This window comes from Rhizobium sp. HT1-10, assembly GCF_049472505.1.
Taxonomy (GTDB): domain Bacteria; phylum Pseudomonadota; class Alphaproteobacteria; order Rhizobiales; family Rhizobiaceae; genus Rhizobium.
On the sequence record NZ_JBCEBQ010000018.1, the window covers coordinates 23,900 to 36,075 of the forward strand.

The window sequence follows — 12,176 nt, forward strand, 5'->3', positions numbered from 1 at the left end:
ATGGCGAGGCTGTTTCAGCTGGCGTAGAGACCTTCGCCTGACTTATCCATCAGTTCTTGGACTTGATCGGAATGTATCACCCTGTTCCTGCCCGATGCTTTTGCAAGGTAAAGAGCGCGGTCGGATCTAAGGAATAAAGATTGAAATGTATCGTGGGAGCTCCGTTCCGCGATACCTGCGGACACCGTTACCCGCAAATGCGCGACATCGTCGCCCACATTTGACGCCTCGATCATCTGTCGACAGCGTTCAACGAGAGCAAGACGTTCCGTCGGGGTGAGTTCAACGATCAAAGCCGCGAACTCCTCTCCACCAATTCTAGCAACAATATGTTTGTCGCTAAGAGTCGCCGCAAGTTGCCTCGACACCATGCAGATGGCTCGATCGCCAACATCATGTCCGTAAGTGTCGTTGATGAACTTGAACCGGTCTATATCGAATAGGACCAGCGACGCATCTTGAGGTGCTTTCGAAACCTCGTCGACGAACGCCCTCCGGTTCAATAATCCGGAAAGCATGTCCGTCCTACTCAGTCGCTCGAACATAGCGCGAGAAATCGTCAGGCGATGGATGGCCAAGCCGATGACATAAATGACCGAAAACGTTAGGACCGAAGCGACCACGGTCGAAATGACGAGCCCGACGATCGCAGCAGGAAGCAATGCATAGGGCAGTAGTCCCAAGGCGTTCAGCGAAACGTGGGCTGCGAGATTCAATATATCCGCTATGATAGTGACAGCCGCGGTCATCTTGACAGCGAAACGCAATACCTGGTCCTTGTGCTCAAACCTATTGGTCTCGCAGGCTTGCTTTACGTGATGGTCGATAATCGATCGCGCAGTCATTATGTTCAGTCCTCTGCTTTTCCCGAGTTGGAAAAGTCCGCGTGCGACGTTAACGCAAAGGCGTTGGAAATCTCTGAAGCTTCATCATGAACGATTTGCCAAAGCGACGAAGTCAGGGCTTTACGTCGACCTTGTCACTTCCCGATGACCTCGCAGTGTAGACTCCAGTCCGCGTATCACCATACCGGCCCGCGGCAAGTCATGGCCGCCATATGAGGTCTGAAACATGCGCGCACACCGATCAGTCGGTCTAGCGGTAAAAAGTCCTTGCATCGAAAGGGGCATCCAAACATGAGGAACGGCCCGGCATTTCCATTGAAAAGCTACTTCTCGAAGGTAATCAACGGCATGGGTTATGTGTGCTGAAATGCCACTCGATCAGCTAGACTAGTCGTTGCCGAATGGTGCTTCTCAGCTGGGTGAAAAGCCAGCCCGATCAGTCAATTGGGACCGTCGCGAAAAACAACAGTCCTGCCGGATCATATAAGATATCGGCTACGCCGCCAGCCTCGCTCACGAGGAGACGTCGGATTAATTGCGTTCCGAAGCTCGTTTTAACCGGGGGCGTGACCGTGGGGCCCTTTCGCTCGCGCCAACTCAGAATAAGCTTATTTCCAGTGGACGTTACGTCGGTCGCCCATTCGATTTCGACCACGCCACTATCGTTCGACAACGCGCCGTATTTGGTGGCGTTCGTCGCAAGTTCATGCAACGCGAGCGCATAGGCCGGAACAACGTTGGACGGCAGCTCGATCTCTTCACCAACAATCGAGAATCTAAGGGCGTCTTCGACCCCGAATGGTGCCAGCGTCCGCATCACAAGGGTCTTAAGCGACGCATTGCCAAAGTCCTCGGTTACCAACAGGTCGTTGGCGATGACCATCGCGTGGATTCTCGCCGTAAGTGTTGCTTCGACCTCGCCTAGAGACTTGGCGCGCTTGATCGTCTGCGAAACGATCGCCTGAAGCGACGCCAGCGTATTTTTCAGGCGGTGGCTCAACTCCTGAGCCAGAAGTGCGCGATGCCCCTGTTCCTGCCGTCTTGAAGTGATGTCTTGGGTGACACCTGTGATGGACAGAGGTGTGCCGTCCCCGGCGTATTTCGCTTGGCCCCGTATTTGGACCCACCTGAGTTCGCCGGCAGGTGTGATCAAACGATACTCGGCATCGAGCAGAGACCTGCTCTCTATCGCGTCGTTGATTGCCTCGACCTGCAGAATGCGATCCTCCTCATGGATGGATGTCCGCAAATCATCGAGCGTGAGACTTTCGTCCGGGGTGCGCCCACAAATCGCTTTGCATTCTGCCGACGCACTGAGTTCCCCCGTCAATAGGTCGATCGTCCATATCCCGAGCTTTCCAGCTTTGAGGGCTAGGTGAAGATGTTGCTCGCTGTCATCCAGAGCGGCGTTACGGTCCGCGACTTCAGCTTCCAGGTCGATTTTGCTCTGCGCTATAGTGGCAAGCTCTACCAGTTCAAGCGTTACATCCTGCTGCGACGCCACGAAAAATGCGACACACCCGTTTTCGATAACAGGAGAGACCAGAAGCCTGTTCCAGAACCTACTTCCGTCTTTCCGGTAATTTAGGAGGTCGACCTCAATTTCTTCATTCGCCGCGATCGCGCGCCCCAAGCGGTTAACAGTTGATGGGTCTGTCGCCTCACCCTGAAGGAAACGACAGTTCCTCCCGAAGATTTTCTCCTCGGAGTAACCGCTCATCGTCATGAACGCCGCGTTGGCATAGACGATAGGATTATCTGGTAGCCTCGGATTCGTGACGACCATCGGTGTTCGCGTCGCGTTGACCATGGCCATGAACGGGCCACCGGAAAAGAGCACCTCGGTGAAACCGTCTGTGGAAGGTTTTTCGGTCGTGATATTCATTCAGACGCTTTCGAACAACTAATTTTCTAATATTTATGGCGAGCTGGTAAGCACGTCCAGATGAAACATATTCAAAAGATCTTTATTTCAGGACGCCGTCGTGCCCGCTAGCGGGTAACTAACGTTCCAAATGGCTATGTCACCACAGATTGAAATGCTGCTGATCCTCAACCGATAATGCGAGCCAGACGCGAGGCACACGGCATCAACGTCTTGTGATGGCCTAGACGATGGAATCGCACGCCTTGAGAAGATACGACCTACCGGCTGTGTCATTGCGCGGACCGTTCAGCCTATTTCTCCCAAGAGGTTCGCCTCAAGCCGGGGTCTCAAGGATCGTGTCCCAGCTACACCACGCGCTGGGAGACGATCTCAACGTTCGACGCCTACGGTGGGGTCAACCACGGCGCCGAAACACACCGGGTTAAGACAATCGTCCGCCGGTTACGTTTGCTGCCTATGCGTCGGCAAAGTGGGTACTTGCACCGATTTCCCGCGCACCTATTGTCCGGCCATCGTCAGTAAAGCAAAGGGAACATCGATGAAGCACCTAATTCTGGCCGCAACTCTCGTGATGGCAGCCATGGAAGGCGCGTCCGCACAGGAAGCGGTTGTCGGCATCGACAATCCGGACGCGCTGTTCACCAGCAAGGATCCTGTGCTCAACAGGAACAAGCAGGCCGCCTACAATATCATCAAGGTGTTGCTCGAGGCGAACCACTGGGAGCTGGCCGACCACTACCTGACAAAACGCTACCTGCAGCACAATCCCAATGCCGTTTCGGGGCTCGACGGGGTCGTCTATTATTTCACCGAGGTGCGAAAGCAGCGGGCTACGCCCATTCCGGAGAAAATGACGACGGATATCGTTTCCGTCGTGGCCGAAAACGACATCGTCACCGTCAGCTATCCACGTCAGATCCAGGATCCGAAAGATTCGAGCAGGTCGTATACGACGACGTGGTTCGACAGCTGGCGCTTCGTTGACGGCAAGCCGACGAGCACTGGGATCCGGCAACCAAGCCGAATTAGGTTTGCTGTTGGCAAGCCTATGTCGAACTTTAGAAAAAGAAAAAAGGGCCGATGGGGCTTCGAAATTGAACGACAGAGATGCGCTTCCAGACCTTGAACCGCTGCACCTACCGTCGCATGCGATAGGCCGGCAAGCCCTTTCGCGGAACGCCCCCATATTTAACGCCGGCACTCAACAGCACGCTTAAGGTTGCGCCAACCATATCGGCGAAATCAGAGGCGACGTAAAGAATCTTATAAAGACCACCCTGTAGGCTTTGACGTAAGGCAGGCAGAGCAATGCAGATCGATTTACAAACCCTTTGGTACTTAACCGTCGGAACGCTGCTGGTGTCAGCGTCGCTTCTCCTTTGGGAAAGGCAGGCACATCCAGACCGCGCACATGTGCTCGGTGTTCTGGCCGCGGCACTCTTCGCGTTCATTCTCGGGTGCGTGCTTGCAATGAACCGGAGCCACTTTCCGGTCGCGCTCGGCATGGGGGCGGTCAACATCCTGATGATGTTGGGCTACCTTTTGGTCCTTAACGCCATCGCCGGCCTCGACGGTCACCGGTATCTCTGGTCGTCCGTCGCAGCCCTAAGCTTCCTAGCCATCGCCTGGGCGATCGCTGGCACGCACTTCCAGGCCGCCTTCTGGAACCATGTCTCGTCTATCCCCATCGCGCTGACCTGCGGCCTGACAGCATGGATAATTCTGCGCAGTCGCACGGCCCAGCGATTGCGCTCACGTCCGATCGCTCTATCGATCTCGGCCGTCCATGCCGTGTTCTACCTCGGCCGAGCGTTCATTGCCCCTGTTCTCCTTCAGCGGTACGGACAAGATATTATCTCCATCGTTGGGAAGGCGACGATGTACGAAGCCGTCTTGTACTCGGTAGCGATGCCGATGTCTTTTCTGATGATTATTCGAGAGGAGGAAAAGCTCCATCTGCTCCGCATGTCACAAACCGATCAGTTGACCGGGCTTGCAAACCGTCACGCCTTTTTTGAGCAGGCATCTCGGATCCTCCGGGAGCGGCATGGAGACCCCGTGTCCCTGCTCGCCTTCGATCTCGACCACTTCAAGGCGATCAACGACCGTCATGGACATTCAACCGGAGATAAGGTTTTGCAGTTGTTCGCCGAAACCGCCCGCGAACAAGCGGGAACAGACGCTCTTATTGTCCGGCTGGGTGGTGAGGAATTCGCTGCGCTTCTGCCTCGTTGCGACCATTCCCAGGCTCTCAATCGCGGCTCGGCGATCGCTAGCCGGTTCGCCGAAGCAGCCGCTCGGGCAGAGGGTTTGAAAACCGGGGCCACCGTTAGTATCGGCCTTGCTGCACCGGACTGCCACGACCTCGCCGGGATGCTCGCAAGCGCCGATGGCGCGCTGTACCGGGCGAAATCCCTTGGGCGGAATCGCGTTGAGACCGCACGGCCAAACGAATTGCTGCTGCACCCCTCAGCAGATCCCTTGGATCATCAGTCGCGGGTAGTGGCGATGGGCGCGTCCTGATTCGACGTAGCGTTTTTGGACAAGAGCGCTCATGATGAGATTCGAATTGCGCCACCTGTTCATACGGAAATAATTTCCGCTTGTAGCGGCCAGATGGCTGGGCGTGAAGGGATTTGGATCTTCGATCGGCAGGCGCCATATCCGCTGACATGGAATAGGTCGCGATATCTATCGGTCAGGATACCTCATTTGGAGGAAACAATCTCCGTCAAATCTTCGCCTTGATGGAATGCGAACCGGCGACACCCTAGTCGAACGAGCGAAGTGATTGATGGATAGGACTTCGCGGCGTAACGCCCATTTATGGAACCGCCGTATTTGACTACCTGAAAGGAAGGGAGATTATAGCCGTATTTGCACAGAGCAAGTCCGGTGGTCATGAGGATCATCGCTAGAAGATAGAACTGGCCCCTTCCCGACTGGATCATAGCAACGTTTTTCATTTGCCCTCAAGCGGACCGCTGTTGCAGTGCCATTACGCCAATCGTCCAATAGCTTCCCTAAGTGCGCTAGGGATACGCGGACGCTATCCTCACTGATGTCGGGTACCGAGCGAACAAACTTGAAATCAGCACGAGAGGTATCAGGATGCGGATCGACCGCGGGTCTTGGAAGCCAAAGGTTCGCGCTCGCACATACCGCGCCGCCCACCACCAGCAGTCCGGACCAAAGTAATGAAAGCTCCAATACACCGTGGGCAAAAAGTGCGACAAGGACCGCACCGATAAAGGGTTCCACGTACGAAAATGCGCCCAGCGCCTGTATGTCGCCGCGCTTTAATCCATAATCCCAGAAATAAATAGCGAGCCCCATCGGAAAAATGCCAAGCGCTGCCATCGCTAGCAGAGCGCTTGGCTCGGGCTGCACCCAAGTCTCAACTGCGAAATGTCCGCAGAAGGAAACAATGGCTGACACGACGTAGAACATTCCGAGAGCAGAGGATGGGACTTCCGGAAGGGCTCGAGACAGAAGAGAATACAGGCCCCAAAGCGCGGCCGCGATCCCGACCAATGCGAGGTAGAAGCTGCCGTCAACAACGCTGTCGTTGCCGCCAGTACTAACAAGTTGCAGAACACCCGCCATCCCCAAGGCAACACCAACAAGATGCCACCACCGGAGCCGCTCGCCAGGCAAGAATGCAGAACCGATGACGATCATCAACGGCGTCGTCCCTTGCAGCAATGCGGCGGAGGTGGGCGGCGCCTTTTGGGTCGCATAGTAGATGCAGGCATGATAGGCGACCAATGAGCCAACCGTCAAAAGCCATACGGCGGGCGGCTGCTTGAAGGCGATCATCGGCGAGCTGCCGGTGATCATCCAGACAAGCGGCGACAAGGCACTTGCAAACGCAAAGGCAATGGCTAAAGTCTCTAGCGGCGGGATCGCAGTCGTATAGGTGATGAGGCTGGTTTCACTCGCCCAAAGTATAACGCCGATCGCGCCGACCAAGGATGCAAGTATCCGCCCGCCACGATCGTTCATTAATAGCTTTCCCTGGAATAGATCAATTCCCCAGACAGACGATGTCGCTGGTAAAGAACCCATTAAAATGGGTCCGCATCGACAAACTATATGCTCCCATCATACCGATCTCGATCCAGTCGCCTTCCCGGACGTCGTCCGGTAAAGAGAAGGGTGCACCCAGGACATCGTTGCTGTCACATGTCGGACCGTAGACCTTGAAATCGGCGTTCTTAGAGATGCAAGGCTCGCGGTTTCGAACGAGGCGAACAGGGCGTCGCTCCTTGGGATGGCCTAGCTCCTGGAGGGTGCCGAAAATGCCGTCGTTGATGAAGATGTTGCGTCCACGGCGCATGACGACTTGTACGATTGTGGTCCCCGCGTCGGCCACCAATGCCCGCCCGGGCTCGCACACGACGATACATCCGCGAGGAAGGGAGGCGTCTCGTATCGATCGGATCAGGTGCCCGAAATAGACATCCCTACCCGCCACGTCGTCACCTGGGTAAGCGGCGGGAAAGCCCCCTCCGACGTTAAGAACGCTTAGGTTCACAGCCGCCGATCTTGCAACCTTAGCAGCCAGTTGGACGGCCTCCGCAAATGCTTTGGGGGCGAGGCACTGTGAGCCGACATGAAATGAAATCCCAGCCTTTATGCCCTGGTTGCGAATATGCTCAAGCATCACCTTGGCATCGGCCGGCTGCGCTCCAAACTTCGTCGAAAGAATATACCGTGCATCGGCAGGCTTGGTGGCCAGCCTGACGGCAATAATCAAATCATCACGATCGCCGGCCTCTTGGATGATCTTCTCGATCTCATCGATGCAATCTGCGGTGTAGAACCGAATGCCGTGGTGTTGGCTCGCCGCTCTGATCGCTGGCCTTGTCTTTGCCGGATTATTGAAAAATTGCCCGGCGCCAGCGCCGAACATGCCATCGATCAGTCGGACTTCGTCCAATGAAGCAACGTCAAAATCTGTGATCCCCGCCCCGAAAAGCGTCTGCAGCACGAATGGATGGGGGTTGCACTTGACCGCGAACAGGGAGCGACCAGGAAAGGCATCGAAGCTCTTTGCTGCAGCACGCAGCTTGGCGGGTTCCAGGCAAAACACTGGCTCGCTTGGCTGAAGTCTCGTGATGACATCATCGACATCCGAAAAAACCCGCAGCGGTGGCTCCAGACCTTTCGGGCGTTCGAATGCCGAGAGGTTGTCATTGATTTTTGCCTGGAGTTGACGTGGAGAATTGTGCGACACGTCGACGACGGTCGAAGCACGAAGCGCGTTCATTGAAAGAGACCCTGTTTGATTTTTGCTGGACTATTTTTAATATGCTTGTTTAGTGTCAGGCAGCGATCGTGACTGTATCGGTCTCGAAACCCGTCCAGTTTTCGAGGTATCTGCTGAGTTCTTCGGCGGTCACGGGCTTACTGAAATAAAACCCCTGGAGCTGATCGCAGCCTTCGTCTGTCAGGAACGTCGCCTGTTCAATCGTCTCCACACCTTCGGCGGTGGTGATCATATTGAGGCTCTGTCCCATGCTGATCACGGATTTGACGATCGCACCAGATTTGTCTTGCGTACTCATGTCGCCGATAAAGGACTTGTCAATCTTGATTTTATCGAATGGGAACGAATTCAAATACCCGAGCGAGGAGTAGCCAGTTCCAAAATCATCCATGGCGATCTTAACCCCAAGGGATTTGAGGGCGTTTAGGATGCTGAGGGCAGCGTTGGCGTCGTTTATAAGAACGCTTTCTGTAATTTCCAGTTCCAGGCGGTCTGCCGGCAGACCTGTCCGAGCCAAAACATCCTTGACTGTCTCAATGAGTTCGCGATTGCGAAACTGGACTGGGGAAAGATTGACTGCAACGCGCAGGTTCGGCCATTCCATCGCTTGTGTGCAGGCCGTTTCCAGGACCCAGGCACCGATCGAGACGACCAGCCCCGTTTCCTCTGCAAGTGGGATAAAGTCTGCCGGCGACACCAGACCGCGATCAGGGTGGCGCCAACGGACAAGCGCCTCGACCGCTGTAATCGTCCTTGTTTCGAGATCGATGAGGGGCTGGTAGTGCACCTCTAGTTCACTCTTGAGAACAGCTTGCCGCAGGTCATGTTCAAGCGCTTTGCGTGCCTGGAGCTCGATGTCCATTTTGGGCTCGAAGATCTTGTAAGTCGCCCGTCCAGCTTGTTTGGCGCGATAAAGGGCGATATCTGCATTCCTCAACAGCCGTTCTGGATCTCCATAGGCAAGGTCTGCGATAGCAATCCCTACGCTGACACCAATGTGGAGCTCCTGCCCGTCGATGAGGAACGGCTTCCGAACTGCCTCGATCAGCTTTCGGCTTAGCTGTTCGGCTTCAAGGGGCTGGTTTACACCGATCTGAATGATGGCGAACTCGTCGCCGCCAAGCCGTGCGACAGTGTCGCTCGGGCGAACGCAAGCGGTCAACCGACCGGACAGTTGCTGCAACAAGATGTCGCCGGCGCCGTGCCCGAGCGTGTCATTGACTTCCTTGAAATGGTCGAGATCAAGACAGATAACAGCTATTCTGGCAGTTTCCCCTTGGTGACTGGCGACTGCAACGTTCAATCGATCTCGGAAAAGGACACGATTGGGAAGACCTGTCAGGGCGTCATGGTGTGCAAGATGGGCTGCGCGCTCCTGGGCCTCAACCTCTTCGGTAATATCGGTCGCAGTTCCTCTATATCCCAAGTACTCTCCGGATGGAGATAGAATTGGCCTGCCCGCGAGCCGACACATGCGTGCATGACCCCGGGCGTCGCGGTAGCAACATCTCAGATCGCGGAATGCGCTATGCTCCAAAGTTTCATCGACCAGACGACGCCATCCGTCCGAATGGGTATCGCTGGAGAAAAATTGTTTGATGGTTTTTCCGAGGACGTTGGTGGCGGCCATACCGGTAACTTCGGTAAATCGAGCGGAAAAATACACAAGCCGAAGGCTGGCGTCGCTTTCCCATATCCAGTCAGACGAAGCTTCTGCCACGTCGCGGAACCGGGCTTCACTTTCACGCAATGTTTCGGCGTAAGCCTCGACCGTCTTTGCCGATTGCTCCAAGGCCTGCGTCGACTTGCGCGCGTTTCGGACGACGAGAACGGCGAACACCGCAAGGATAACAAGCGCGATGGCTAGTGGTGGTAAAATGACGCTCAACAGCATATAGCCTGGTTTGGAAGGCGTCCAAGTAATCGAACCGAGGTAAACTTTATCCTGCGATAGCAAAGGGATGGAAGCTGCTGCCCCCAAAGGCTTGGAACTAAAGTCAAGATTGTTGAGAAGATAGTCGTCGCCGATGTGCTGAAGAAACTTGTGATCAAGCTTCTTGGCAAAGACGATCATAGACAGGTCTTTAGGCGCCACCTTGTCCCGATCGATCGTGGGGGGCAAGATGCCGGTAGCTGCAACAATAAAGACATCGTCGCCGGCTTTGATCATTCCAGTTACAGGTTCTGCCTGTGACGAGGCGACGTGCAGCAGGTCACGCAATCCATTTGGCATGATTGTAAATGCATCGACGGTTTGAGGCCTTCCCTCGACAACCGCGTAAACCGTCTTGCCATTAGGGTCGACAACCAATCCGAATTCGTAGCCTAGTCCATTGTAGACATTGGCTCCGATGTTACCATCAGTGCCCGCCCAATCGGTATCGATTTTCTCGTGCAGATTCTTGTAGACATCGTCCCAGACGGCGTAGTCTTTGAGATTGCGAGCCACTTCTCTTGCTTTGACCTGTAGTGCAGTAGTCGCCAGTTTTGTAGAGGCCTCCACTTCTAGCGTGTTCTGCCCATTTGCGGAAAAGAGCACGCATCCGAGAACCACTGCGATGGCGACGAGCACCACGCTCGCCATAGGGAGTATAATTCTTCGTGAGAAATTGCTGTCGGAAAATTTAAATCCGGATAAGTTTAGCATATACGTACCACGCCCCTGAGACATGGGTAGTGTGTGTAAAAGGCAATTTGCAAAGCATGTATTAACGCCGCATATGACATCGATTCACGGTTAAAAGATTGCAACGCAAATGGTTCTTACGTGTATTATAACTCGCTTATACTTTCGCCATAAATCGATGAACCTGTGCGGCGGCATCAGGCCCGACTGTCGACCAGGAGTTTAGGAAATACGGTAGCGAAGCGACCATCTTTTCATTCGCGATCTACCCTGAAACCGAATCCCGGTCGGAGATTGTAAACAAACAAGAACTTTAGTTGGCGAGGCCCGGTGAACCCTTCCCATATTGGACGCGACCCGGTGTTTGCGTAGCCATTAGCGCATTCCATCCCGATGTCGATTTCGCCTAGTTCGTACGCGATCAATTGATCCGAAATTTCGCAGTCATTCTCAGCGACATCCTTAATCCGATCGAAAAGGGATTTTGTGAAGGTGTTACAGGTCGAGAGTTTTGCCTGCTCATTCCACACGAATTGGGCATGATTGACCTTGCCCCGCTGAACTAATCCACTTCCAAGTAAGCTCCGGCCCAATGAGACCGCTTGGCAGGCGATATTCGACCAGGCCAAGCTAACCAGCGGCCAAGTCTGCTGATCACCAACGGTTCGGGCGGCATTGGCTCACTTCCGGTGCAGCTGGCCGAGGCTGCCGGCCGCGCCTGTCACTGCCGTCGCCTAGATCTAAGCAAAATTTTGGTCGCGCAACGTCATTCGCCACGTGGCCTTACAAGTTCTTCGAGACATTAGAGTTACAGCGGAGCACTGTGCGTGATCGAGATAGCGAATGGTAAACTATATAATGCTTACGAAATTCAATTCCCATAAGCTCACTGCGATCGAGCTGTCATCGATAACGTGATCGTAAGCAATCCTGTGTTATCGCTCCCTCGGAAGTTCAGCTCCGAGATCCGAAGGAAACCACTGCTTGGCGGCCCGATTTATTCAGTTGAAGCTCATCGGCCCGGTCCTTGCCGGATTGGCTATGCTTATCACCGGGCTCGCAGCGATCCCCTACTACGGCGTGGAGACCGTTGACGCCAATGCCCGCAGTCAACAGGAGACTTTGGTCGAGCGCAATGTTGCAATGTCAACGCCGGAGCAAATTAAGGCCAGGCGGCGGAGTAAAACCAGGCCACTTGTGGCGCACGCATGAGACCTCCGGGAGGGCGTAGCCCGAGCGGGGGTCTCATGCGTGCGTGGCGATTTTCAAGGAGGGTTTAGCCGGCCTTTCTGGCGCGGCTTTGGGCGAGACGATAGCTGTCGCCGTTCATCTCGAGGATGTTGACGTGGTGGGTGATGCGATCGAGCAGTGCGCCCGTCAAACGCTCGGAACCCAAGGTTTCCGTCCATTCGTCAAACGGTAGATTGCTGGTGATCAGGGTGGCTCCGCGTTCGTATCGTTGCGAGATTAGCTCGAACAGCAACTCCGCGCCGGTCTTCGACAGCGGCACGAAGCCCAGCTCATCGATGATGAGAAGCTGGTATG

General features: G+C 54.8%; 9 protein-coding genes. 3 read left to right on the forward strand and 6 right to left on the reverse strand.

All coding sequences use genetic code 11. The features are described 5' to 3' along the window. Positions 1 to 14 precede the first annotated feature (14 nt). Positions 15 to 845, reverse strand: a complete 831-nt coding sequence (locus tag VH564_RS24935; RefSeq protein ID WP_423342534.1) for a GGDEF domain-containing protein — start codon at positions 843 to 845, stop codon at positions 15 to 17. 436 nt (positions 846 to 1,281) lie between these two features. Next, positions 1,282 to 2,730, reverse strand: coding sequence for a PAS domain-containing protein (locus VH564_RS24940; RefSeq protein ID WP_423342535.1), 1,449 nt, complete (start codon positions 2,728 to 2,730; stop codon positions 1,282 to 1,284). Positions 2,731 to 3,304: 574 nt separating this feature from the next. Between VH564_RS24940 and VH564_RS24945 the strand changes: the two genes are divergently transcribed. Together VH564_RS24945 and VH564_RS24950 are read left to right on the forward strand one after the other, a co-directional pair. Continuing rightward, positions 3,305 to 3,859 (forward strand): nuclear transport factor 2 family protein, encoded by a 555-nt coding sequence (locus tag VH564_RS24945; protein WP_423342536.1) that lies wholly within the window; start codon positions 3,305 to 3,307, stop codon positions 3,857 to 3,859. Positions 3,860 to 4,041: 182 nt separating this feature from the next. Continuing rightward, positions 4,042 to 5,256 (forward strand): diguanylate cyclase, encoded by a 1,215-nt coding sequence (locus tag VH564_RS24950; protein WP_423342537.1) that lies wholly within the window; start codon positions 4,042 to 4,044, stop codon positions 5,254 to 5,256. Positions 5,257 to 5,598: 342 nt separating this feature from the next. Here VH564_RS24950 and VH564_RS24955 read toward each other — a convergent pair whose 3' ends face one another. Genes VH564_RS24955 through VH564_RS24965 form a run of 3 tightly spaced genes read right to left on the reverse strand, consistent with a single transcriptional unit; the run spans position 5,599 to position 10,589 of the window. Then, positions 5,599 to 6,738 (reverse strand): DMT family transporter, encoded by a 1,140-nt coding sequence (locus VH564_RS24955; RefSeq protein ID WP_423342538.1) that lies wholly within the window; start codon positions 6,736 to 6,738, stop codon positions 5,599 to 5,601. 22 nt (positions 6,739 to 6,760) lie between these two features. Further along, positions 6,761 to 8,005, reverse strand: a complete 1,245-nt coding sequence (locus VH564_RS24960; RefSeq protein WP_423342539.1) for a type III PLP-dependent enzyme — start codon at positions 8,003 to 8,005, stop codon at positions 6,761 to 6,763. Between the two features lie 55 nt (positions 8,006 to 8,060). Further along, positions 8,061 to 10,589 (reverse strand): bifunctional diguanylate cyclase/phosphodiesterase, encoded by a 2,529-nt coding sequence (locus tag VH564_RS24965; RefSeq protein ID WP_423342540.1) that lies wholly within the window; start codon positions 10,587 to 10,589, stop codon positions 8,061 to 8,063. Between the two features lie 1,026 nt (positions 10,590 to 11,615). Between VH564_RS24965 and VH564_RS24970 the strand changes: the two genes are divergently transcribed. Further along, the gene (locus VH564_RS24970; RefSeq protein WP_423342541.1) at positions 11,616 to 11,843 is read left to right on the forward strand and encodes a hypothetical protein; all 228 of its coding nucleotides are present in this window, start codon (positions 11,616 to 11,618) and stop codon (positions 11,841 to 11,843) included. Positions 11,844 to 11,907: 64 nt separating this feature from the next. Here VH564_RS24970 and VH564_RS24975 read toward each other — a convergent pair. Further along, positions 11,908 to 12,176, reverse strand: a 269-nt coding sequence (locus VH564_RS24975) for an ATP-binding protein (protein WP_423342542.1), incomplete at its 5' end; no start/stop codon positions are given.